This is a genomic window from Alloacidobacterium sp., from assembly GCF_035631355.1.
Classification (GTDB): domain Bacteria; phylum Acidobacteriota; class Terriglobia; order Terriglobales; family Acidobacteriaceae; genus Alloacidobacterium.
The window spans coordinates 1-24,625 of record NZ_DASQIX010000074.1; the positions used below are offsets into that span (position 1 = coordinate 1).

Consider the following 24,625-nt stretch of genomic DNA (forward strand, 5'->3'; position numbering starts at 1 on the left):
CCAGGCGCGCTGGGTCAGCAGGATGGTTGTCAGGCCGTCGCGCGGGGTTGCGTTCCATGCGGTGCCAAGCCCGCCATTCCAGCCGAAGGTGCCTACGTCGCCGGCGATCTCAGTGCGTTTGGTGACAATAGAGAGGCAGAAACCCCATCCGTGCGTATCAAAGTAGCCGGGAGTAAGACCTGAGATGGCCTTCTGCTCCGGAGTGAGTTGGTCAGTGCGCATCAGCTCAACTGACTTTTGCGACAGGATGCGCTCTGTGCCGCGCCTGCCTCCATTCATCATCATCTCGCTGAAGGTGAAGTAGTCGTCGACAGTGGAAACAAGTCCGCCGGAGCCTGAGGGAAATGCGGGCGGATGGCTCCATTGGCCGCTGTCGGCTTCGTCGAAGACCACGAGCTTTCCGCTTTGTGGATCGACGACATAGCTGGTGGCGAAGCGGTTGACCTTGGCTTGCGGCACGCTGAAGTCCGTGTCCTTCATACCGAGCGGCGCGAAGATGCGCTCGCGCAAAAATGCCTCAAAGGGCTGGCCTGACGCTCGCGCGACCAATACGCCGAGCACATCGGCTGGTGTGTTATACATCCACATTTCGCCGGGCTGGTGCATAAGCGGCAGCGTGCCGAGCCGGCGAATCCACTCGTCAGGCGCAGGCATGGATGCGGGGATGGGCGCTCCCATGCCGATCTGGAGATCGTTCGCTGCCTTCAGGATCGGTGCGTCGGGAGGCGTGAACATCAGGCCATAACCCATGCGAAAAGTCAGCAGGTCGCGCACGGTGATGGGGCGTCTGGAGGGCACTGTGTCGTCAAGCTTCCCATCGGGGCGTTTCAGGACGCGGCGATTGGCCAGTTCGGGCAGAAGGCGGTCGACCGGCTCATCCAGGCGCAGCGCGCATTCCTCGACGAGGATCATCGTGGCGGCGGCTGTGATCGGTTTGGTCATGGAGGCAATGCGAAAGATTGTGTCCCGTTCGACTGGATTGGTTTCTCCCGCTTTCTTTACTCCGATTGTGTTCACATCCACCTGACCGCGGCGGCTGACAAGGGTGACGAGTCCGGGAATATCGCCGCTATCGACATATCCGGCCATGATGCCGTTCATGCGAGTAAGGCCCTTGGGCGACAGTCCGGTCCCGGGCGCGGATTTCTTAGCCACTTCGGGATCGGCGGGAGGCGCGGCGCCAGCCATGTTTGACGGCACAGCGACTGCGGCCGAGGCAGCTGCGCCTTTCAGAAACGTGCGACGATTCAGGTCGGTCGTCATGGGCGTGAACCTGTCGCGAATTTTTTGCCTGAATGCTTAACAGTATTGTGACGGTGCGGACTGCGCATGGATTCTTCCTCCCTGTCGCTTCGCTCTGGTTCGTCGGAATGACGGCCGTTTGAAAAGGCCTGATCAACACACTTCTGGCCCGAGGAAAACCGTAGCGATACTGCCGGAAAATTGCAACTGCTTTCAGGCGTCGATGCGATTGCTGGCGGCGACCTTGCCATACCAAAGGCCGGAATCTTTGATGGTGCGCTTCTGGTCGCGGAAGTCGACATGGACCAGACCATAGCGCTCGGTGTAGCCATTGGCCCACTCAAAGTTGTCGAGCAGGCTCCAGGCATGGAAGCAGCGGACTCTGGCGCCGTCTTGAATCGCGCGTGCAAGCTCGGTCAGCTCATCGCGGAAGAAGTTGATACGGCGAGTATCGGGGACGCGTCCATTTTCTTTCTGATAAGGTCCATCGAGATAGCTGCAGCCGCTCTCGGTAATTTCGATGATGGGATGGTTGTATTCGCGACTGATTTGCATGACCAGGTCGTAGATGCCGTGCGGATAGATTTCGAGTCCAGCTTCTGTTAGTGGACCTTCAGTCGGCATGACGGCCTGAAAGCGCGTGTATGGGTCACGGCCGGTTGAAGGGTCTACTTCGATCTCGGTCCCGCTGAAGCCGCCGCCTCCGGCGCAGTTGGCGCTGCTGGCGTCAGAAACAATCCGCCGGTTGTAGTAGTGGAAGCCGACCCAGTCGAGCGGCGACAGCATGATTTTTTCATCGCCCGGTTTGAAGCCCATCAGATCATAGGGCGTTTCGCTGGCGAAGGCTTTCGGGTAGCGCCCGTGCATGGCCGCTTCCAGAAAGAAGACATTATTCATGGCGTGATAACGCGCCGTGGCTGCCCGATCGGCCTCCGAGTCAGTCTTCGGGTATGCGGGTGACATGCCATAGGCGCTGCCTACCGTAGCCTTGGAAGATGCTGCTTTGATGGAGCGGAAGCATTCGCCTTGCGCAAGACTCACCGTGTGCGCAGCCTTAAGGAAGTCGCCAAAGCTGGTCCTGCCGGGAGGAAATGCGCCAACGCCGTATCCCATATAGGTGAATGACCACGGCATGTTGAAAGGCGCCCAGATGGTAATGCGATCGCCGAGATGTTTGGCGATGATTCCAGCATAGTCGGCGAAGTAGCCAGCTAGGTCGCGGTTAGGCCAGCCGCCGCGGTCTTCAAGCGCCTGCGGCAGGTCCCAGTGGTAAAGCGTGCAGAAGGGACGGATTTGGGCTTCAAGCAATGCGTCAACGAGGCGGCTGTAGTGGTCGAGGCCTTTTTGATTCGGGGCGCCTGTGCCCGTTGGTTGAATACGCGGCCATGAGACGGAGAAGCGATAGCCTTTCTGATTGAGGCGCTTCAGGGTGGCGATGTCCTGCGGATAGAGATGGTACTGGTCGCAGGCTATGTCAGCTGTTGTTGCGCCTTTCACTTTGCCTTGCGTGTGTACAAATCGGTCCCAGATGGATTCGCCCTTGCCGTCTTCGTTCCATGCGCCTTCAACCTGAAAAGCAGCCGTGGCCATACCCCAGAGGAAGCCGTCAGGAAAATGGGCGGTGGAGGGCCCTGATGGGATCATCTGCTCCCCTGAGAGATGGCTGGCAATCAATGCGCTGCCTGCAGTGGCCAATGAGCTTTTCAGAAATAGGCGGCGATCCATATCGAAACCTCCCAGCGGGGCAAAAGCTAACACTATGTACTGCTCTGGTCAAACGTTTGACTTAACCAAAATTAACATCTGAATATGGTTGTCATCCTGAGCGAAGCGAAGGATCTGTTTTGTTTTCGACATCAGCATATTTAGGCAAGACAGAATGAAAGCAGATCCTTCGTCGCGCTCAGGATGATAGCGAATTCTTATCTTTTCTTTTTCACGATGACAATCCTGCATTGCCCAATCGATTCCATCTTAAGTGGCCTGAAAGTGCTACACTCGCCGCTATGACTGAAGAAAAACGCCGTTCGGGCTGGTTCTGGGTCTGTGTAGGCGGCGGACTTTTTATTGCCTTTATTGCGGTGGTCAGTGTGGTGGCGTATTTTGCCGTGCAGTCGATTGGCGGAAACACGAGCTTTGGCGGCGACAACATTGGCGTAATCGATATTGACGGCGTGATTCTCTCTGCCGACAAAACTGTCGACAACCTGCGTAAATTCGACCAGGACGATTCCATCAAGGCCATCATTCTGCATATCGATTCTCCCGGCGGTGGGGCCGCGGCCTCGCAGGAGATTTACAAGGAAGTCCGGCATATTCGCGACGAGAAGAAGAAGCCGATCATCGCGTCAGTTGAGAGCGTGGGCGCGAGCGGCGCCTACTATATTGCCTCTGGCGCAAACAAGATTTACGCCAATGACGCCAGCATTGTCGGCTCCATCGGCGTAATTATGGAGTGGACCAATTACGGGGACCTTCTGAAATGGGCCAAGCTGAAGCCGGAAGTTCTGAAAGCCGGTTCGCTCAAGGACGCCGGGTCGCCGACGCGCGAGATGACCCCCGAAGAACGGGCCTATTTTCAGGGGCTGGTTGATAACATGCACTCGCAGTTCATTCGCGATGTGGCGGCAGGACGGGGAATCAGCGTGGACACGCTGACACCGCTGGCGACCGGGCAGGTGTGGACAGGTCAGCAGGCGCTGCCGCTGCACCTGATTGATAAACAAGGCGGATTCCGCGATGCGTTGCTGGATACGGCGAAGCAGGTGGGGATTTCCGGCGAGCCGAATGTGGTGAAACCGGCGCGAAAAGGGCGTTCCATTCTGGATCTGGTGACCACAGACGCGGATGATTTGTTGCCAAATCCCCAACAGTTACTGGAAAAACACGCTGGCTTCTATTTTCTTTGGCGCTAATGGTTAAATTTGTTGCATCTATTATGGTTAACAGGCGTACCCTAATTCTGGAGCAAAACTTGCCATGACCAAAGCAGACCTGGTGGAGGAAGTGACCCAACTCGGCGACCTGACGCGGCGCGATGGTGAGGTAATCGTGGATACCATCTTCGATTCCGTCATCAACGCTCTCAAAACAGGCGACAAGATTGAGATACGCGGCTTTGGCAGCTTTCGCATCCGGCAGCGCAAGCCCCGGATCGGCCGCAATCCCAAGACCGGCGCAAAGGTCGAAGTTCCGGCCAAGCGCGTCCCTTACTTCAAGCCCAGCAAGGAATTACGTGACTTAGTGAATCCAAAAGCTGAGGCCCCGGCGCATAACCCTGAGCCGCATACCGCGGCCTGAAGAATTTTTGCTGATTCCCGAGGAGGCATGGAGATTCATCCATGCCTTTTCTATTTCCTGATTCCAATGACCGACAGGCTGCGGCCCGTGAAGCCATGATCGGCACGGTGCGAGAAGAAGCGGTCCCGGTGGCAACTGGTGCAGTCGCCCTGGATGAAGATATTGTCTGCGCTCAGGCCCGCATCGAGTAACTGGCGGCGGTTGGCCTCGACCAGATCGAGATGCAGTGCGGGGCCAATGTTGCTGTGGCCCGGTGCCCGGGCAGTAAGGAACAGCAAAGGATATTTTTCTTTGATCGGATTCGAGTCGTAGACCTCGGAGAACAACTCAGGTGCATAGCTGAACTGCGATTCAAACTCCATGCGCACTTCTTCGCCCACGGCATAGCAGCATGCCCCGATGCCGGGGCCAATGGCGGCAATCAAGTCTTCCGGACGGCTGCCGAATTCGAGCCGCATGCGTCCTATGCCATTTTCAACGATTCGCTTCAATGTTCCGCGCCAGCCTGCGTGGAAAGCTGCCACAGCACGCCTTTTTCTGCCGGCGATGAGGACGGGGATGCAGTCGGCGGTCTGAATGCCGAGCAGGATTCCGGGTTCATCGGTCATCATGCCGTCGCCTTTATGTAGCGCTTCATCTCCCGCATCAGCTCTGCTGACTACGCGCACGATAGCGGAGTGAATCTGCTTCAGCGTCACCAGTGGCCTGATTGCATTTTGCGTGACAGCAGACAAGAAGAGCGTGCGATTGGCGAGGACTGTTTCTCTGGAATCGGCGGTAGTGAATCCCAGGTTGAGTTCGCCTGCGCCCTCGTCGGGATTGTAGACCATAGTCTTTCCGCCGGGACGCGTGCTGAAGCCGTGCATAAGCCAGGGCAAATCTGACCACGCGGAAATACGCTCGACCTCAAGGCTCTTTGATTGTGATGGACTGCGGTGCGGAAGGGAACTCATGCGCTTTCCATTTTAGCGGGGAAAGCATAAGGGCCCGCTTTCCAGCGGGCCCGCTTCAGAGGCAGTTGGGATGGGTAGCCAAAGGGTAGTGTGACTGAGGTGTCCGCAGAGCGGACAGTTCTAAGGTTAGTGCTCAAGTGAGGTACTAAATGAAGTTGCCTCTAAATGTTGCATAGTAAGACTGCAAATCTCGCGCCAGAGTTGCTTTGTTTTTCTTGTGAATTTCTAATTCTGTCGAAAACCAGTAAATGATTGATGTGCAAGAGGTAATCCTCGGTAACGACTTTTCGCTGACTTTGGTGCACCTACTTTTGGGTCAGGTAAAAATTTCGAAATAATGCACATAAAATCGTACAAATTTCCTAATCTATGCCACGTTTTCAGTCCTCAGAAGCTGGTTCTTTTCCGATCATGGAAGCGAAAAGAACGGTTGCTGTGACCACGACCGCCATCATGACCAGCCATGCCAGCGCCACCATGCGAACCGTTGCGCGTATTCGCTCTTCTACGAGCCGCAACGAACGGCCGGCAAGCACAAAACCAGCATGTGGACCGCTGACCGCCCGAACGACGGCAGCAATGCGGACTCCGGGCTGAGGCTGCCATGTAAGCACATTCTGCTGGTGCTCGGATGCGTAGCGGAAAACACCCGACGGCGGCTTCGGAATGCTGCCGTTCAGCCGCGCGGAAGTCGCCAGCGGTGCGCCGTTTGCGTCATACACGATAAGAAAGGGCACGAGGCTGCGCGACATGTCGATCTGATGCAGTCCGACGAGCGTAGCTGGGTCCGCGCCCTGCTCCAATTGCGCGGCAGCGTCGCTCGCCATCTGGAATTGCGGGTCGTTGGCGCTGCTGCGCAGGACATGCTGCACAGTAAGATACATAGCCAATGCAAACAGACTGGAAACCGCTGCCAGCAGCACCGCCTGAAAGACGATAGTGCGCCGGGCAAGTTCGTGACGATGCATGGGCACAGTCTGCATGGCAGGCAATTATAGTCACTGAGATGCTGGGTCAAGGCATTCCGGAAACCGCATCTTGCACAAAGAAAACGCCGCAACTCGAAGGTCGCGGCATTTCCGTTTAGGTAAATTTCAGAGCTTACACCAGCGCTTCAGCCTTAAGGCCAACCTTGTCATACCAGGAATGCGCCGCCTTGAGAGCGTTATTGACGTTCTCAATATTCTTTACGCCTTCGGTGTTAAGCCAGTCCTCAAACGCTTTTGCGCCCTGCTTGGCGAAGACGGCGATGCCGTCCTTCCAGGTTGCACGGCCGCAGAGCACGCCGTTGAAGCTGGTTCCGCTCTCAGCTGCGAGTTCCAGTGTTTCAATAAAGACCGGGTTCGAGACGCCGGCCGAGAGATAGATGAACGGCTTGTGCGTCGAAGAAGCTGCGGTACGGAAGTGCTCAAGCGCCTCAGCGCGGGTGTAAGCCTGCGCACCCTTGAAAGCGCGCGTTTCGGCGACGAACTCCATCTGGATCGGCACTTCGACCTTTAGCACGTCGACGCCATAGCGTTCTTTGCCGAACTCTTCCATCGAGCCGGTCACGATATCGGGCTTGCGCTTCGCGTAGTCGATGCCTTTCTCGTCTTCTCCGTCAACCGCGTAGCCAACGGTCTCAAGGAAGAAAGGAATGTCGTGCGCAAGGCACTCATCGCCAATGCGCTCCACCCAGGCGTGCTTGAGGTCGTTGATCGTCGACTTCTCGAAAGGCGTGTAATAAAGCAGGATCTTGATGCAGTCCGCCCCCGCTTCCTTCAGGCGGCGCACCGACCACACGTCGAGCAGATCGGGCAGGCGGCCGGGCAGCGCAGCGTCGTAGCCGGTCTTCTCATAGGCCAGCAGCAGGCCCTTGCCGTTGCGGCGCTTGGAGGCGGGCAGTCCAAACTCGGGGTCGAGCAGGATCGCGGAGGCGTGCTTCGTCAGCACTTCCGTGACGAGGGACTTGAAGTCTTCAAGCGCAGAATCAGGCACAGTGGCCGCTCCCGCTTCCTTCGCAAGCGACTTCTTCAGCGAGCCGCGCTGGTCCATGGCGGCGGCGGCAATCACGCCGCGCTCATCCGAGACGGCTTTCAGTCCGGCAAGTTTTCCGGCGGTCAGTTTGGTGGACATCGGTTTTCTCCTGCTCTGTCGAATAGGGTTGGGGTTCAGGAATTTTCCTAAAGGAGTTTCACCGATAATTTTATCGCATTCTTCGTGGTGGCCCATTCAAGCCCGCTTTTGGCTTGAGTGGGGCAGTTCCGTCTTTGCTGAAGCGAGACACGCCACTCGAGCGTTCGGCCGTTAACCGAAGGGTTGTTACCTGCCCTTTTTCATTCCGTCAGGGAAGATGCCCGCGCACGAACTCCGGCGACATTTCACGACATGCTGGCGCTCTCTGGGCAACGTAATCGGCCTGCACGATTTCCGACCTATATAGGAGCGCTTTCCCGTGGAGAGCTTTGATCGGATTATATGAATGAGCTGGAGCGGTGGGTAGCGGAGCAGGAGATGGCCGAGCCCATCTCAGTGTGCGGTGAGTGCTGGAACAACATTGCGACCGATGGCGATCTGTGCAAGGAGTGCCAGCGCGCGCACATGGGCCATATGACACGCCGCTATCGCCGGCGACGGCGTCGTCGGCGATTGGGGCGGGGACCTCGCTTCTGGGCGCTTGCGATGTTGGCGGCTTATCTGCTCCTTTTACTGGCCATGCGATGAAATCAGCCGCAACGATATGACAGGTGGCTCATTCAAGCCCGCTTTTGGCTTGAGTGGGCGATTTCAAAAGATACGCTGGCTCATGCCCTGGGGTCTGAAGCGTTTTCACGAATCAAAACCAACTCACTTCGAATTCAATTCGTGCACGTCTGAACGACCGGGGCGAGTATCGGAGCGTGAGTTTCCTGACGATGCTCCGACTCTGCCGTTTGCGTGTGAGAGTGGGCATGACTATGAAGGGAAGCATTACCAGATCGTGGAACGGCCATATGTCTTACCATCGCCCCCGCTGAATACCGCTTCACTATGATCCATATCATATGAACCAGGTCGGCGAACGCCAGGAACAGCACACTGGCAACGAAGACCAGAAATGTCGGAATAAAGAACGCAGCAACTAAATGCGAAATCATACTATTCACCTGAGACCACAGAGTGGTTACTTTTTGACCCTCGCATGCCTGCTAATAGGTCAAGTCACACTGACCCGACTGCCTAATCTGCTCGCACAGCCATGCATCCAGAACGGAGTCGAATTCCTTGCAGACAATCTTGCAGTCAGGATGCTCGCAGTCGCAGTCGCACCCTCCAAAGCTTTCCTTTGCACAACACTCGAAATTACAGATCTTGCACATCGGCTATTCCCTCCGTTATGTACATGTTCGCCTGACTGAGAATTCAGGTCGTTGCGCGGGGACAGGTATGAACTGGTTCCAGAGCAAGTATCTGACCAGCGCATGAAGATGCGTAGATACAGAGGCGGGTGGCCCGGATCTCAAAGGTAAGCAATGAGGGTAATGAGGGTGCTCCACAACCTGCCCTGAGCAAAGCCGAGGGTCTCGCAGAGATGTGGATTTGCGGGATAAGCGTTGAATGGTCACCCGCCCAATTCCAGCTCGATTCATCTCATCGGGGTAGATTCGAGTTCGCGACGTGTGAAGAACCGGTACCGCATTTGAACAAGGCCCCGGCGGTCCCCAACGCGTCAGGGGTACCGAGGCAATAGCGGTCAAGATCGGCCGAAGCAAAGACGGCGCCGGCAAAGCTACTTTTGATGGCGGCGACGTAGGCAGATGGATCCTCTGGATCGTAGTGGTAGAGCACGACTGACTTCACTTGGGCCGCTGACACCATCTTGCCGACCTCCGTCTGCCCCAGATGCTCCTGGCGCATGTGGGCCATGAGCGCCGCCGCGCGTTGTGGAGGCCAGTTGTTCTCCGCGGCCATTTTCTGGACGAATTTCGAAACCTCATTCAGGTCCTCGACTTCGACGACAAGGACGTCTGCTCCCGCAGCTAATCGAGTGACCGCACCGCTCGGGCCTGTATCTCCAGTAAAGACCACGATTCCGTGCGGTGTTTCGATCCGGTAGGAATAGGACTTCATCTTCTTTCGATCTTCCGGAGGCATAAGCGCGTAGTGGGAATTCTCCGCTGCAATTACCCGAATCTTGTCGTCCTGATAGATCAGGCCCTCGTGCTGAATGTCGTGCGCAACAAACGGACTGATTAAACGGCCATCCACCAGTCCTGCGCGGATCGCGCCCGGTTCCGCCGCAAACGACTGAAACCCAAAGGCGATGTAGTGAAAAGCGGCATCCACTAAATCCTCTGTTTGAGGCGGCCCATAAAGCTCGATGTGTTGAGTAGAGCTTGTGCTATTCAGCCGGAAGAAATCATTGGCCATCACGTCGGCCAACCCGAGATCATGGTCTGCGTGCAAATATGTGAGAAAGATAGTTTGAATGGTTTCGGATGCGATCCCGGCCTGCAACATGCGGCGCATCGTGCCGATACCGCAGTCAATGAGATAAGGCCGGCCATCCACGATGAGCAAAGTGGCTGGTTCTGAGCGGTCCAGGCGCAAGGGAGGGCCACCAGCAGTGCCGAGGAAGATTAGCTCTGTTCGGCCAACTGGCTGCTGAGCGACCGCCGTTGCGGTCGTAACAGCAGCTAAAGCGCATGTTGCCACGACGCGACAAACTTTTTTCGAAAGCCTGAACTGCAGTTGGAACATCTCCTCGCCTCCGTCTGGCGTTCTGGGTGAGGCAACGCCATATGCCCGGGATTCTCATTGGCCGCAGTATATGCCGACGAAGTGCGTTCAGTGACGGGTGTTCCACCAAGATATGGCAGGGTGGCCCATTCAAGCCTTCTTTTGGCTTGAGTGGGGCAGTTCTCCAAGATACGCTCACCTCTGTCCCCTGAAGCGGTTTCAGGAATCAAAACAAACTCATTTCATCAACGGCTCATTCATCGCATGGTCAGCTATGAAAATTTCATTGTTACAAAATATGGCAACGCTATATACAAAACGAAAAAATTCCGGCAAGATTCACCGTTATTCCAGGCAGTTTCAATAGCGCGGGACTTTGAAACGAAACTACGCTCCTAATCACTACTAGCTCACGGGCTCACTTCTGAGAAAGGGAGTTACAGATGAGCATCCAGGTAGTTTTCTTTGGTGGATTCCTCGCCTCTCAACCTAACGTGGACCTGTGGAAGGCCAGCGCAGAAAATCTGTGCCCCGGTGTGAAGTATGACGCATTCCCCTTCCCAGCCCACACAGCCTCCGACGATGTAAGCGCCGTCAAAGGTTTCGAGGACAAGTTCGATGGAGTGATCAATAACATCCAAAGCTTCGCCGCTGATCAGTTATTCATTGTCGGCCATTCGAGCGGCTGCGCGATTGCGAACTCGCTGAACTCTCGTCTCAAAGGCGACCATAGTAAGATCACGCTGGTCGACCTCGACGGGTTTGCGCCCAGGGCCGACCAAATCAAGGACTCGACTGTTCAAGCCTGGTCTGCTGAGGGAGCTGGCGGCAAAGGTAGATCCTTGCGCTGGGCCGCGGGACACCGCATATACCCGGCACCCCTCGCCACGCAGACGTGGTCGCTTCATTTCTCCCTGGTCAACAGCGCTGCGACCGACGCAATCACTCAGGATAATTACAAGGACACGGGCTACGCCGGATGCGTTGCGAACCTGTATTGGTTACCGTAAAAGGCATAGGCGTCATCGTGGTCTTACAGAATACAGACTTACACGAAGCACCTGCGGCGAAAGCGCGATGACTGTAACAATGGCTTCACAGACTGCGGAAAAACTCGAAGATGACTATAAAAGCGTACTGGTTTCGTAAGGGCGTGGCTTTAGCCACGCCGTAAGTGACTCAAAATATGCTAGGGCTTTAGCCCCTGAGGTAATGGAATTTTCGCTAAGACGAGTTTTTCCGCAGCCTCTTCAGCCTGCCGGGGACCGGGTGCCGGGTGCCCCATGTCTCGAAGAGACATGGGGATTCCTCCTCACACTGCCAACTAACCAGAACTAAAAACCAAAGGAGGCGCAACGCGCCTCGGGGTAGAAGGAGGGGACTTATCGGGGTCCCCGGAACACGCGCGGTTTCGTGTTCTGGGGTGATCTTTAGTCCCCTGAATACAAATGTCGCCGAAAGGCGATCACCTCACTGCCGTAGGCCGGGTGTCCCATATAAGCCGTCTTTTGGTTTGTGTCGGGCAGTTTGAACTGTACTAAACTCGCCGGCCGCACGACGGAACCCACTGATCACTTCCGAGAAGCCGACTTCAGGTATTAACCCTGATTAATCAGCACTTTGGCGACAATGCGCTCAACGCTTCCTGTAGAATTTCAAGTTATTGCTTAACGAATTGAGAATTGTTATACCCCGAGAAAGTCAAACCATAGATCAGAGCGAATTCACGAGCATATTTTCCACTCGGCCGCAGAATTTCGCGTGGTTTCTGGGCGCTGGTGCTTCTGCCACAGCCGGTTTGCCTACGGCGACGGATGTCATCTGGGACCTCAAACGCCGCTACTATTGCCAGGAAGAAAACCAAGATATCTCTCGTCAGGATATGCAGAATAAGCCTGTACGGGCGCGAATTCAAGCTTTTATGGAATCGCGCGGCTTCCCGAAATTGTGGGCTGCCGATGAATATACCGCATATTTCGAAAAAATCTTCGGTGACGACAAGGAACGTCAGCGTCGCTATTTGAAAGCGATTCTCTCCGAAGAGCATGTCACGTTGTCGGTCGGTAATCGCGTCTTCGGCGCAATGATCGCCGCGGGAATGTGTCGCATAGCATTTACAACCAACTTCGACAGTGTTGTTGAAAAGGCAATGGCGGAAGTGGCAGGACAGTCATTGTCCGCTTATCATCTGGAAGGTTCCAGTGCTGCAAATCAAGCTCTGAATAACGAGGAGTATCCACTTTACTGCAAGCTTCATGGAGATTTTCGCTACGACAGTCTTAAGAATCTGTCAGCCGATCTGACAACGCAGAATGCAGCGCTTTCGGACTGTTTCGTGAACGCCGGTAATCGTTTTGGCTTCATCGTTGTGGGTTATAGCGGTCGTGACTTGAGTGTGATGGAGTTGTTGGACAAAGTACTCGAAACCAATAACCCTTTCCCGCATGGCCTATTCTGGACCGGATTGAAAGGGTCGCCTATTCGGCCTGCTGTTGAGGAGTTGCTCGCACGAGCGCGAACCAGAAGCGTTAACGCGAAATACGTTCCAATTGAAACTTTCGATGCGCTACTGCTTAGGTTATGGCGCAATCTTGAAGAGAAGCCACTGAAGTTCGACGCGCAGGTGCGGAAACTGACGACCACGTCTGTCGCCATCCCGCTGCCCCCAACTGGTCAAGGGAAGCCAATTCTTAGGCTCAATGCCCTTCCCATTCTTTCAACGCCGGCACAGTGCTTGGCGCTGTCGTTCAAGACTCCCAAGGATTGGGAATATATACGTCGTGCACAGATCGCCTCACGCGGTAATTTGATCTTGACCAGAGGCAAAAACATACTGTGCTGGGGTGCTCGCGATCAGGTTAAAGCTGCCTTCGGTGATGATCTGCTATCAGCCGTCGATCACGATATGCCCAACGATATTTGTTCGCCTGGCAATCTGTACATCAAGGGTTTCGTCGAGAAGCCCTATGCAGGGCAATGTCGCGGAATAAGCCGCTTCGACCCCGCATTAACAAGTCTTCGGCCTTATTGATCTCAAATGCCACGCCGGACACTCAAACGGCGCTTGCGCCTTTGACTAGGATTCTTGGAACAACGGCCGGAGAGGTGGCCGGACTCATCGCTCCAGCAACTCCAGAGCACCAGCGGGCTGAAAAGGTGACATGGGCCGAGGCATTGCGGATTTCGATCGACTTCAAGAATGGCCAACTTTGGTTGCTGCTCGATCCTGATGTGTGGATCTGGCCAATCCGCGCGAAAAAAGACGCGACAGATTTCTTAGACAAACGCCGCAGCGGCCGCTTCAACAAGGAATACAACAAACTCCTAAATGCTTGGGTCCAAGTCATCCTTGGTTTGGGTGAGCTGAACGCGGACACTACACTATCGGTTTTCGAAAGTGGCTCTACTGCGGAAAACCCATCATTCAAACTTACAAATCGAACTGCTTTTGCCAGGAGGCTTGTACGATGAGCGGTTCGGTTAGTCAAGTTTGTGGATACATGACCCTGCCGGAGCCAGATCTCGTCTTCGCAGGTAACAACACGCATAAGCATCCCCTTCTCGGTTTGAAGACGCACGGTCCCTATGGCCTTAGGTTTGGCGCGCCGAGTTCTTGCCGGTTCGCGCTGCTGGCTAGGCGACAGGACATGGGAAAGCTGACTGGATTAGTCCAGGAACTTCAAAGACCGGCAGAGCCTCGCGAAGCCAAGAACTACTATCCTACCTACCCCGGCTTCAAGGATCTTTTCAGAATTCCTATAGCCCCTCAAAATGATCGTTTGGCCATTGAGCTTCCGGACGATCTGGACGACCACGCGAAACGCGGAGCAAAAGTGGATCTCGCCAGAAGCCTTTTTGACTGCATTGCGCAGCTCAGAGCAGTTCGCAGCGGTTTCGATGCCGCCTTAATTTATCTGCCGGAGAGCTGGGCTGCATGCTTCGAAGGAGAGAGTTTCGATTTCCACGACTATGTCAAAGCATTTTGTGCACCTTCCAATATTCCGGTGCAGATCATTAAGCAGTCCAGCCTTGAAAGAAGATGTCGGGCAAACGTTATGTGGGGCTTGAGCGTTGCGATTTATGCCAAGTCCGGTGGCACACCATGGAAGCTGACCGGGCTCGGCGCTGACGAGGCCTATATCGGCATCAGCTATGCAATGAAAATGACCAGCAACGGCAACTTATATAGCACTTGTTGCAGCCAGGTTTTCGATCCAGACGGAACTGGCTTTCAGTTCGTGGCTTATGACGCCAAAGAGTTCACACAAGACGAGCAGAAGAATCCCTATCTGTCGTATTACGAAATGCAGTCGGTCCTTTCACGAAGCCTTGAAGTATATCAGCGAGGGCACTTTGGACGCGTGCCTCACAAAATAACGGTGCACAAGAACACGGCATTCAAAGAAGACGAAATTCTCGGAGCATTAGACAGTTTTAGAGGAGGTACCGACGTCGAACTGGTTCAGATCGTGAAAGATGTTGACTGGAAAGGCATACGTTTTGATGCGAACACCCCACCGCAACCTTACAGCTATCCCGTTGCGCGCGGAACCTATCTACCCCTTGATTCCAATGAAGCGCTCCTCTGGTCTCAGGGGAGCGTACAGGGCGTTCACGTAGATAATCCGAGCTACAACGTGTACAAGGAGGGGGCCCTTAAGCCGACGCCTTCCCCATTGCTGGTTCGGAGATACACAGGTGCGGGAGGATGGCATGAGACCTGCGCCGGTATCATCGGCCTCACGAAGATGGATTGGAACAACAATACGCTTTATAAGAAGCTGCCCGTGACACTGGTCTATTCAAAGAAGTTCGCGAGCATCATTCAGCAGAATCCGAACATGGTGGACAGCGTGTTTGATTTTCGGAGTTTCATGTGATGTTTAATCAGGAATGGGGAAACCTAAGGCTGCGTCGATAACAGATAGGTATCGATAAACGCCCTTCGCGACAGTTGAGCGGGATCATTTCCGATAAAGGACGCTATCTGATTTAACACGTTCCCAAAGCTGTTCATCCGTCAACGTTGTTTGCACCAACTCGATCGGCTGGCCCGAATCTTCGATGAAGGCTACGCGAAAGTCAGGGAGAGGCTCATAGGGCCCGAGGAGAATGTTGTACCCCTTTACCGCGCGATCCAAATCCTCTACCTTTAGGGCCACGTGCGGGATTGTCTGGATAAGAGGATGCATTGGCGAACCTGGTTCGAAGCGGTGCCACTGGATGCGCATTGCTTGGCAGCTGCTGTCGCTGGTATACATACCGAACCGCTGGCTATAACGTTCGCCGGGCTTTTTCTCCGTCGTAGGAATCCCTAGGTGGTGGAAGACGCAATTGACACCATTGATCTTCAAATTCGGATTCCTCCTCGATAAGAATGTATTCTCCTATCGAGCCGATGCCGGGTGCCAGGCGGGTGGCCCTTTTCAAGCCTGCTTTGGCTTCAGTTGGGCCGTTCCCCAGAACCCCCTTGACACGCCGATTATCATAAAAGTGAGTAAAACTATTCCTCGGCAAAACGCCCGCATCCACGGGCGTTTTGCTTTGGTAAGCGCAACTCATCCAGAATGAGCAATTTAACCAGAAATGTCGTAACTGGATTAAAAATGAGGAACTTACGAAAAGGCGGGGGTAGCAGGAGGGATTGCGGAAAATCCTGACCATCAGAACCGAAGCACCGGAACTACAAGTTAAATGAGGAACTTACTAAAAACACAGGGGTACATGAGTGATCACCTAACCCGCTGATCCGAGCACCGCTCGCTGCGCCTCCAATAGCTGTTCGATGCCACGGGCGGCGTAGTCCATCATTTCCAACATGCGGGCGCGGGCGAAGGGCGTCTTCTCGGCGGTGGCCTGCACTTCGACGAGGCCGCCGTCTTCGGTCATGACGATGTTCATATCGACTTCGGCCTGCGAGTCTTCTTCGTAGGCGAGGTCGAGCAGTACAGTGTCTTCGACTACGCCGACGCTGGTAGCGGCGACGAGCTGCTGCAAGGGCGATTTCGCCAGCGCTCCGGTCTTCACCATGCGGTTGAGGGCGATGCCGAGCGCGGCGCAGGCGCCGGTGATGGCGGCGGTGCGCGTGCCTCCGTCAGCCTGGAGCACGTCGCAGTCGAGAATGACCATGCGCTCGCCCAGCGCCTTCATGTCAACGACGGCGCGCAGCGAACGCCCGATTAGTCGCTGGATTTCGTGGGTGCGGCCTCCGATTTTTCCGCGCTCGGCCTCGCGTTGCGTGCGGGTGAGCGTGGCGCGGGGAAGCATCCCGTATTCAGCTGTGACCCAGCCGCGTCCGCTGTTGCGCAGCCACGCGGGCACGCCCTGCTCGACAGTGGCATTGCAGAGAACGCGCGTGTTGCCAAGCTCGATGAGCACGGAGCCTTCGGCGGCAGCAATGTAATGCGGCGTAAGGCGGACGGGACGGAGCGCATTGGGCGCGCGGTTAGCGGAGCGGAAGAAGGTCTTGGTCGATTCTGGCATCGCTTCATTGTAAGCAAGAGCAGTGGAGGACGCAGGCGGTTCCGATTTGGGAAATCGGCTGGGTTGATTCCCTGAATGGAACAATCAAGATAAGGTATGCGGAATCAAGCAGTTTGGGTGAAGAGGCGAACGATGCGTGTTCTGTTTTGGGAATCCTAATAAGGTGTGAGGCTGAATCAAAAGCGATGGCATTTGTTGGTTATATCTAATTGAATCAATGAATTAAGGGACATCTCCCACTTTGGTACGCTACGTGTACTAGGGAGTGCAACAACATTTTGTTGCAGGAGATCCCCAGAATGCCCCCAGCTCTTGTCAAACGCAGGCCGCGTCCTTCCGCGCGCGACGCCTTTTTCGCAGGGAAATTCATCGCATCGAGACGGGAAAAAGAACCCCTCGACGCCATCGCTCACGATGCCCGTAATGTAGTGACCGCTCTTGAACTCTGCTGCGACCTGCTGGCTGAGCCGGGAGTGCTTTCAGAGGAGCACCGGCAATTTGCCGATGAGCTGAGGGCGGTGGCCTCAGCCGGATCGGGTTTGGTGGAGCAACTGACAGCGCTCCGGATTTCAGGCAGGGCAGCGAGGACAGCGCGGTCGCTTCCTGTGGACGATCTGGCCGAAGAAGTCAGGCGGCTCAAGCGACCGCTGGCGGCGCTCGCCGGGCCGAAGGTCGATCTAGACATGGAGTGCCTGAGCTGCTTCGGACGTGTGCATCTTTCGCAGGAGGGGCTGACCCGCATCCTCATTAACCTTACGCGCAATGCCGCTGAAGCTATGCAGCAAGGTGGGCGCATCCGCATCACGGTGCAGCAGGGTGGGGGCGGCAGTTTTTTGGATGGGGAACACTGGCCGCTGCGAACAGTGCTGATATGCGTGCAGGACTCAGGGCCGGGGATTCCGACGGAGCAACTGGAGCACGTTTTCGACGCGGGTTTTTCAACCAAGGGAGCGGGCAATGCGAATCGCGGTCTGGGTCTCAGCATCGTGCGTCGGCTTGTGGAGGCTGCGGGTGGAACTGTGCGCGCGGTTCCGGCTCTGGGTGGCGCGCGCTTCGAAGCGGAGTTACCTCTGATTGATTTTGCACAGACTAACTGCGGCTTTCCTGCTGATTTTCCCGGAAAGGCAAACCTAAAATGCTAATTACTGCCCCACTTATGAATACATCTGCCTTTCCTCAAATGGGGGAACATTCACCGCGAATGAGTGTTCTCGTTGTGGACGAAGATACGGCGGTGCGCGAAGCCTGCTGCGAAATCGTCGTGAAACAAGGATTCCTGGCACACGGCGTGGCCGGCATTGCTTCGGCGCGCGAGCTGCTGCGCGGCAACAGCATCGACATAATCCTGCTCGATCTGAAAGGGCCGTCCGGGCCGGGGCTCGAGCTGCTGGATGAGATTAAGACGCTGTATCCGGAGACGGCCGTAGTTGTGATGACTGCCTTCGCCACCGTCACATCGGCAGTAGAAGCGATGCGTATGGGCGCGGCCGATTATCTGACCAAGCCGTTTGCACTAGACCAGCTGGCGACAGTCCTGGAGCGCGCTTCGGAGCATCGCGCTCTCGACTTGGCGAGCCGGAGTTTGCGCGAAAAGTTGCGCACGCAGCAAGGACTGGGAACCATTATTGGTCGCAGTGCGGAGATGGATAAGATTTACCGCATCCTCTCTAAGGTGGCATTTACTTCGCATCCTGTGCTGATTCTGGGCGAGAGCGGTACAGGCAAGGAGATGGTGGCGCGGGCGATTCATGCGAATGGGCCAAACGAGTCAAAACCATTTATCCCGGTCGATTGCAGCTCACTTGTTCCCACTCTGGTCGAGAGCGAGCTGTTCGGCTATGTCAAAGGCGCATTCACCGGCGCGAACCGGTCAAAGGATGGATTGCTGGTCTCAGCCGAAGGCGGAACGGTCTTTCTTGACGAGATTGGCGAACTGCCGCTCGATCTGCAGGCGAAGCTTCTGCGCGTACTGCAGGAGAAGGAAGTACGACCCGTAGGCGCGACGCATCGTGTGCCCATCAATGCGAGGATTCTCGCAGCGACGCACCGTAATCTGGCGGAGATGGTCGAGCAGGCACGTTTCCGCAAGGACCTGTATTACCGCCTGAACGTCGTCAATCTGCGACTGCCGGCGCTGAGGCAACGGCGAGAGGACATTCCGCTGCTCATCGCGCACTTTCTCGATCGCAAGAACCGCGAGCACAAAAAGAACTTCAGCGTAAGCGAAGAGATGCTGCATGTGTTGATGGATTATGACTGGCCGGGCAATGTGCGCGAATTGGAGCATGTGCTGGAGCGCTCTTGCGCTTACTGCTCGGGCTCTGTGCTGCAGCTAGGGGATTCGTCATCGCAGATTGTCGAGTACTACTCGAGCACGCGGCCCCAGACGGTGCAGCCTGCGGCGCTGAACGATACGTCGTTAACAGCGCACTCGATTCTCTCGTTGGCGGAGATGGAAAAGCAGGCGATTCTTGAAACACTCGAGAAATTACAGGGCGACAAGCTAGCTGCTGCGAAGATGCTCGGAATCGGTAAGACAACTATGTATCGCAAGCTTAAGGAATATGGGCTGAGCGAGGCTTAATAGCTACTGAATTTTTGCAAAACTGGACTTCACGCTGAGAGGAAAATTCCAATGCATAGCATGCTGATGATTACGTCGATTCTGGGTGCGGACAACTGCGCCGCCGCGCTGGCCAACCAGCTCGGGCTTCCTGTTGAGACTGCGGGCAGCCGTAAAGAGGGCCTGGCACGGCTGCGCCGCCGCGAATATACGATCGTGGTTGTCGATGATGCGATTGCCGACTCCGACCCTGAAGGAGCGGAGCTGTTGTGGAAGCACGCTGGCCTAGCCATTCCACTGCAACTCAATTTCGCCATCTCGGGAACGACGCGCCTGGCGCGTGAAGTGCGCGCTGTGCTGGCGCGCCGCGGGCAGGAGCAATCGCTCGCCATGCGCGCTGCCGCAGTCGCTGTTGAGAGCAAGCTGAGAGATACAGTCACGGGACTGCTGCTGCATTCGCAGCTTGCATTGAACGAGCCTTCGCTTTCGCCGGAATTGTTGGCAAAGCTGAAGACTGTGGCCGAGCTTGCAGGAACCTTACAGCTACAATTGGGGCATGCCGGATAGCAAGTCAGCGAGTCGGCATCAGAGATATCTCCTGAAAAACGACGCTTTTCTTTGGCGCGAATCTGTGGTGGCTTTTGCTGACTTTTGGGATCAGTGGATCGTTTTCATCTTGCGCTGCATGTAGTCCATCAGGAGATATTCGCCGAGGGTGTGTGGCGTGGTGAAGTATGCTTTGCCGCGGCACATCTGCGTGACCTTTTGCACAAACTGGACCAGGCCGAAGTCCGACGCGAGCATAAATGTGTTGATCATGATGCCCTTGCGCTTGCAGTGCGAGACCTCTTCCAGGGTTTCGCTCACGACCAGCGGGTCGAGGCCGAAGGCGTTTTTGTAGATGCGCCCATCGGGCAAAGTCAGGGCTGACGGCTTGCCGTCCGTAATCATGACGATCTGCTTCATGTCCTTTCTCTGGCGGTCGAGCACGCGCTGCGCCACGCGCAGCCCCTCGCGTGTGTTGGTGTAGTACGGTCCTACTTTCACTCGCGCCAGTTGTGAGACGGGCATTTCTTCGGCGGAGTCGTGGAAGAGGACAAGCGAGAGTGAATCGCCCGGATACTGCGTGCGGATGAGGTGCGAGAGCGCCATCGCAACGCGTTTTGCCGGCGTGAAGCGGTCTTCGCCGTAGAGGATCATCGAGTGCGAGCAGTCGAGCATCATCACGGTCGCACAGGAGCTCTGGTATTCGCATTGATGGATGTGCAGGTCGCTGAACTCCATGTTGAGGGGCAGCGAGATGCCTTCGCGCATGATAGCCGAGGTGAGCGTGGCGACGGCGTCAAGGTTGAGGGTGTCGCCGAACTCGTAAGGTCGCGATGCGCCGCTGGCTTCGATGCCGGTGGCCCAGTGGCGGGTGTCGTGGCGTCCGTAGTTTGATTTGCCAAGCGAGCCGAGCAGGTCGCGCAAAGTTTTGAAGCCGAGAAAATCGAGGCTTTTGTCGGTGACTTCAAAGCGGGCCTCGCCTTCATTTTCGCCGATGTGCCCAGTTGATGACGCGTTCTGGAACGAGTCGCGCGGGCGCTCGACAGTGATGTAGTTTTCCTGCTCCATGCGCTGGATGAGCTGCTCAATGAGCTCGTCGAGCTTGCCCTCGGCTGCCATTTCATCGATCTGCCCCTGCAGCTTCTGGTCGAATAGTCCCCCGGATTCGAGGGCGCGTTTGAGCGCGTCGTGCAGCGCTTCCATGGTGCGGTCGAGGTCGCTGAACTCCAGCCACGGATTCTGGAAGCCGGAATCAAGCAGGAAGTCGGAGAGGGTGTTGAGCACGTCTTCCATGCTCATTTCCCCGGCCAAGCCCCCTTCATATTTGGTGTAGCGGACGCGCTTCATAGGGTTAGTCTGCGCCCTTATTCCATTTCTGGCCAGCCCAAGGGGTATGCACTCAAGTCTGAGCGGATCCTGCATTTGAATCGGTCCTTACCTCCGGTGATGACGGCAGGTGTGGCCTCCAGCGCTGGACAGTATCCTTTCAAACGGGCGGATTTCGAGGTCCGGCTCGAAGATTACAATCCGTGCTCCGTGACTGAGCGATAATCATATCCACCAGTTGGGCAGCACTCGCTGCGCAACTCCTCAAATGGAATTTACAGAGAGTTGGGGACGGAGGACTATAGAACTTTTCCCGGTGGGCTGGAAAAAACCAAAATGCGCAGGGCCTTGGCCGCATCGCTAATCACGCGTGCTTTTTCGCTAGAGAACGAGATTCAGATAAAATCCGTCATTGGTATACTCCTGCACGAGCGGCGAACAGTTCTTCAAGAGGCGGAAATGGCTGAGTGGCAGTGTGTGGAACCGTCGATGTTGCTAGAGAAGCCGGAGTGGCTTGCAGTCACTGATAAGACCAAGGCTATCCTGAAAGCGCCTGCGGAAGATACCGTGATATTTCCGCATGTCGATGTGTGCCTGGCGATTGCCTGGCTATCATCGTCGAAACGCATTGTCGCGGGCCACGTTCCGGCACAATGGGACCGCCAATCGCCTGTTGACCAGGAGGGCTGCGCCAATAAGGTGATGGCCGAAATGAACAAGCTACAGGGCGAATCTCCCATCGAGTTTGTGATCACGCTGGGAGATGAGGAATGGCAGCCGGTTATCGACCGCATGGTGAATAACCTTAAGCCCAAGCAGTACGTGAAAATCTGGAAGGAGATCTCCGGCGGAGGCGATCTTCGTCTCGATGGCATGTCGAAAAAGATATCGGTAAGCGCTTCGCGCACGCGGCAGCTGGTGCATGAATGGGCATACGACAGCGTGCAGAAGCAACAGCACACGGCCACTTACACTACACCTATCCTATTTAGGATAGCTGAGACCCTGAAAGCCCATTTCAAGGAAGAGCCATTTAAAGGCGTGGAGGAAATCACGTTTCACAGCTTGTGCGCGCCGAAGGATCAGCAGGAGATTACGAAGAACTTCAAGTCGCTTTTTCAATAGCATGGAAAATGTACTGAATTCTGGGCGCCGCTCGGTTCAACCCTCAACGGTGACCTGATTTTCAAATTTGTTGATTCCGAGAAGGTCTCCTTCAACATTGTTGCTGCTGAATCTTTAAAGACGAAAGGCCGGTATCAGATCAAGGAACTGACCCTGAAATCAGGAGCGCAGTTCTATGCCGAGCAACATGGCAGATCGATGGAGTTCGTCCGGCGCTAGATAGCGCGAGTAAAATGCGGGTGAATGGCACGTTTTCTCAGGGCACTTCGTCTTCGCTCAATTCTTAATCTTTTTCTGTTTTTTGGGTTGCTCGCTTTGGTTTCGGCCCAGCAGCCTTCTCCAACGTCTACCCAGAGCACTGTTCGTGGTACGGTTGTCGATGTCTCAGGGCAACCGGTAGACGCGGCCAGTGTGTTTGTTGAGCAAGGGAGTAGCACTGTTGCGCAGACAACGACGGACCGCCAGGGTGTATTTGCCTTTAAAGGTCTGATGGCAGGAAGATACGCAGTGCACGCGGAGAAAGCAGGAGTCCCCAGCGATGCCGCAGACGTTGAGGTGCTCGCACCAAACAGTCCAGTGGCAGTGAAACTCGTTTTGCGGGCGCCGGATGAGAAGGCAAAGCCTGACAACGGCATGACCTTTGTAGACAAACCCAACTTCACTGTAGCTGGAATCACAGACTGGACCGCGGTAGGCGGGCATGGGTCGGATGCAAGCCTGCGCACCAGCGAGGCACTGGCACGCGAGACAGCTTTGCTTAAGCCGATGGCTGCAGGTGCGGCCAGTTCTGCTGCGTCGAGTACGAGCGAGACTGAAGCCAGATTGCGTGCTGCTCTGGCTGCGGCCCCGGGGAGTTTCGAAGCGAACCATCAGATGGGCGAGTTCTGCTTCCGCAAGGGTGATTATCGCAAAGCAATTCCGCCGCTGGAGAGCGCTTATCGAATCGATCCTGCGAATCGCGGTAATGAATACGATCTGGCGTTCGCGTACAAGGGCACGGGAGATTTTGCTCAGGCGCGGCAGCACATTCAGAATTTGCTGGCGCATGAAGATACTGCAGACCTGCATCGGATGGAGGGTGATGTCGACGAAGCACAGGGTGATTCCGTGGCTGCGGAGCACGAATATGAGCAGGCTGTAAAGCTGGACCCGAGCGAGCAGAACTATTTCACATGGGGATCGGAGTTATTGCTGCATCGCGCGGTGTGGCCTGCGGCGGAAGTTTTCAGGACGGGAAGCGAGGCGCATCCGAAATCGGCCAGAATGCTTGCCGCGTTGGGTGCAGCGCTCTTTGCCAGCGCCAAATATGATGACGCGGCGTTGCGGATGTGCCAGGCTTCCGATCTGAATCCCTCAGACCCGGCTCCCTACATTTTTCTGGGCAAGATTGACATGGCCGCGCCCGGTCCGCTGGACTGCGTCGGGCTGAAGTTGAAGCGTTTTGCCGAGCAGCAGCCCGAAGATGCGCGTGCGAACTATTACTATGCAATGGCCATCTGGAAGCGGCATCAGGCAGCGGAGAACGTGCAGGAAATTCAGCAGGTAGAGAAGCTGCTGATGAAAGCTGCAGCGGATGATCCCAAGTATGCTGAGGCATACTTGCAGCTTGGGAATCTTTATGCGGACGAGCGCGATTCCGATAAGGCCATCAACTATTACATGAAGGCGATTGAGACGAATCCGCAGTTAAGCGAGGCGCATTACAGGCTTGGCGTGTCGTATGAGCGGGCTGGGGATTCAACGAAGGCGAAACGGGAATTCCAGTTGCACGATCAGATTGAGAAAGCGCAGGCGGCTGCGGTGGAGCGTCAGCGACAGGAAGTGAAGCAGTTTATGGTGGTGCTTCAGGGCGGACCAGCCATTCATTGACCTTCCAAAGATATGCTGTTGCGGCGGCCGATTAGCGATTGGTTGACTCGACAAATAAAGAGCAGTTACAGGAGATTTTCATGCTCAAGTTATTGGCTGTGATACTTTTTCCAGTTATGACGATGTTTGCTGCCGATCTCCCGAGCAAGAAGTATCTGAATTTGTCAACGGTCAAGATCATGGTTGCCGCCGCTGAAGCGAAAGCGAAAGCGCTGAATGTTTCCGTGACCATTTGCGTAGTAGACGAGAGCGGGAACCTGCTTTTTCTTGAAAAGGGCGAGACCGCTTCGCTCAATACCATTCAGTTTGCGCAGAAGAAAGCTCGACACGCAGCATTCTATGGCAGCCCATCAAAAGATGGAGCTGATGCGCTGAAGAAGGGCAACACCGAGGTGCTGGCGTTTCCGGAATTCTTTCCCAACCAGGGCGGCCTTCCTATAAAAGTCGATGGCCAGATTCTTGGTGGAATTTCCGCCAGCGGCGCCAAGTCGGAGATAGACGAGCAGGTTGCGCAGGCAGG

General features: G+C 55.5%; 21 protein-coding genes. 12 read left to right on the top strand and 9 right to left on the bottom strand.

The window, feature by feature from the left end:
- A partial coding sequence (locus VEV40_RS13695; protein ID WP_324833084.1) for a serine hydrolase domain-containing protein occupies positions 1–1,263 on the bottom strand: 1,263 nt, incomplete at its 3' end.
- A gap of 192 nt (positions 1,264–1,455) precedes the next feature.
- A complete protein-coding gene (locus tag VEV40_RS13700; RefSeq protein WP_324833086.1) occupies positions 1,456–2,967 on the bottom strand; it encodes a glycoside hydrolase family 1 protein in 1,512 nt (503 codons plus the stop codon).
- A 281-nt stretch (positions 2,968–3,248) separates the two neighbouring features.
- Between VEV40_RS13700 and sppA the strand changes: the two genes are divergently transcribed.
- Entirely contained in the window at positions 3,249–4,157 is a 909-nt protein-coding gene (gene sppA / locus VEV40_RS13705; protein WP_324833088.1) for a signal peptide peptidase SppA, read from the top strand.
- Positions 4,158–4,221: 64 nt separating this feature from the next.
- A complete protein-coding gene (locus VEV40_RS13710; protein ID WP_324833090.1) occupies positions 4,222–4,542 on the top strand; it encodes an integration host factor subunit beta in 321 nt (106 codons plus the stop codon).
- A gap of 50 nt (positions 4,543–4,592) precedes the next feature.
- Here VEV40_RS13710 and pgeF read toward each other — a convergent pair whose 3' ends face one another.
- The 4 genes from pgeF to VEV40_RS13730 form a co-directional block, all read right to left on the bottom strand.
- A complete protein-coding gene (gene pgeF, locus VEV40_RS13715) occupies positions 4,593–5,495 on the bottom strand; it encodes a peptidoglycan editing factor PgeF (protein WP_324833092.1) in 903 nt (300 codons plus the stop codon).
- A gap of 380 nt (positions 5,496–5,875) precedes the next feature.
- A complete protein-coding gene (locus tag VEV40_RS13720; RefSeq protein WP_324833093.1) occupies positions 5,876–6,463 on the bottom strand; it encodes a hypothetical protein in 588 nt (195 codons plus the stop codon).
- A 133-nt stretch (positions 6,464–6,596) separates the two neighbouring features.
- Positions 6,597–7,610, bottom strand: coding sequence for a tagatose 1,6-diphosphate aldolase (locus tag VEV40_RS13725; RefSeq protein WP_324833094.1), 1,014 nt, complete (start codon positions 7,608–7,610; stop codon positions 6,597–6,599).
- A gap of 1,494 nt (positions 7,611–9,104) precedes the next feature.
- Positions 9,105–10,214 carry an MBL fold metallo-hydrolase gene (locus tag VEV40_RS13730; protein WP_324833095.1) on the bottom strand — a complete coding sequence of 370 codons (1,110 nt, stop codon included), beginning with the start codon at positions 10,212–10,214 and terminating at the stop codon, positions 9,105–9,107.
- Between the two features lie 422 nt (positions 10,215–10,636).
- Here VEV40_RS13730 and VEV40_RS13735 point away from each other — a divergent pair, with 422 nt between their 5' ends.
- The 4 genes from VEV40_RS13735 to VEV40_RS13750 all read left to right on the top strand — a co-directional run bounded on the left by VEV40_RS13735 (position 10,637) and on the right by VEV40_RS13750 (position 15,073).
- Positions 10,637–11,203, top strand: coding sequence for a hypothetical protein (locus tag VEV40_RS13735; RefSeq protein WP_324833097.1), 567 nt, complete (start codon positions 10,637–10,639; stop codon positions 11,201–11,203).
- Between the two features lie 653 nt (positions 11,204–11,856).
- Entirely contained in the window at positions 11,857–13,224 is a 1,368-nt protein-coding gene (locus VEV40_RS13740) for an SIR2 family protein (protein ID WP_324833098.1), read from the top strand.
- A 74-nt stretch (positions 13,225–13,298) separates the two neighbouring features.
- Complete coding sequence (locus VEV40_RS13745; protein ID WP_324833099.1) at positions 13,299–13,664, top strand: hypothetical protein; 366 nt, start codon at positions 13,299–13,301, stop codon at positions 13,662–13,664.
- Positions 13,661–15,073, top strand: a complete 1,413-nt coding sequence (locus VEV40_RS13750; protein WP_324833101.1) for a hypothetical protein — start codon at positions 13,661–13,663, stop codon at positions 15,071–15,073. The genes VEV40_RS13745 and VEV40_RS13750 overlap by 4 nt, the downstream gene beginning before the upstream one ends.
- 84 nt (positions 15,074–15,157) lie before the next feature.
- Here the strand turns inward: VEV40_RS13750 and VEV40_RS13755 are convergent, their stop codons facing one another.
- Both VEV40_RS13755 and rph read right to left on the bottom strand, forming a co-directional pair.
- Entirely contained in the window at positions 15,158–15,547 is a 390-nt protein-coding gene (locus VEV40_RS13755; RefSeq protein ID WP_324833102.1) for a hypothetical protein, read from the bottom strand.
- Between the two features lie 382 nt (positions 15,548–15,929).
- Positions 15,930–16,676 carry a ribonuclease PH gene (gene rph / locus VEV40_RS13760; RefSeq protein ID WP_324833103.1) on the bottom strand — a complete coding sequence of 249 codons (747 nt, stop codon included), beginning with the start codon at positions 16,674–16,676 and terminating at the stop codon, positions 15,930–15,932.
- A gap of 299 nt (positions 16,677–16,975) precedes the next feature.
- Here rph and VEV40_RS13765 point away from each other — a divergent pair, with 299 nt between their 5' ends.
- The 3 genes from VEV40_RS13765 to VEV40_RS13775 are packed head-to-tail and all read left to right on the top strand — an operon-like array spanning position 16,976 to position 19,806.
- Positions 16,976–17,818, top strand: coding sequence for a HAMP domain-containing sensor histidine kinase (locus VEV40_RS13765; protein WP_324833104.1), 843 nt, complete (start codon positions 16,976–16,978; stop codon positions 17,816–17,818).
- A gap of 59 nt (positions 17,819–17,877) precedes the next feature.
- Positions 17,878–19,260, top strand: coding sequence for a sigma-54 dependent transcriptional regulator (locus tag VEV40_RS13770; protein WP_324833105.1), 1,383 nt, complete (start codon positions 17,878–17,880; stop codon positions 19,258–19,260).
- 51 nt (positions 19,261–19,311) lie between these two features.
- Positions 19,312–19,806, top strand: coding sequence for a hypothetical protein (locus tag VEV40_RS13775; protein ID WP_324833107.1), 495 nt, complete (start codon positions 19,312–19,314; stop codon positions 19,804–19,806).
- 90 nt (positions 19,807–19,896) lie between these two features.
- Here VEV40_RS13775 and VEV40_RS13780 read toward each other — a convergent pair whose 3' ends face one another.
- Positions 19,897–21,132 carry a vWA domain-containing protein gene (locus tag VEV40_RS13780; RefSeq protein WP_324833108.1) on the bottom strand — a complete coding sequence of 412 codons (1,236 nt, stop codon included), beginning with the start codon at positions 21,130–21,132 and terminating at the stop codon, positions 19,897–19,899.
- A 438-nt stretch (positions 21,133–21,570) separates the two neighbouring features.
- Between VEV40_RS13780 and VEV40_RS13785 the strand changes: the two genes are divergently transcribed.
- The 3 genes from VEV40_RS13785 to VEV40_RS13795 all read left to right on the top strand — a co-directional run.
- Positions 21,571–22,236 (top strand): hypothetical protein, encoded by a 666-nt coding sequence (locus tag VEV40_RS13785; protein WP_324833109.1) that lies wholly within the window; start codon positions 21,571–21,573, stop codon positions 22,234–22,236.
- A 243-nt stretch (positions 22,237–22,479) separates the two neighbouring features.
- Positions 22,480–24,105 (top strand): tetratricopeptide repeat protein, encoded by a 1,626-nt coding sequence (locus VEV40_RS13790; RefSeq protein ID WP_324833111.1) that lies wholly within the window; start codon positions 22,480–22,482, stop codon positions 24,103–24,105.
- A gap of 80 nt (positions 24,106–24,185) precedes the next feature.
- On the top strand, positions 24,186–24,625 hold a 440-nt coding region (locus tag VEV40_RS13795; protein WP_324833112.1), incomplete at its 3' end, for a heme-binding protein.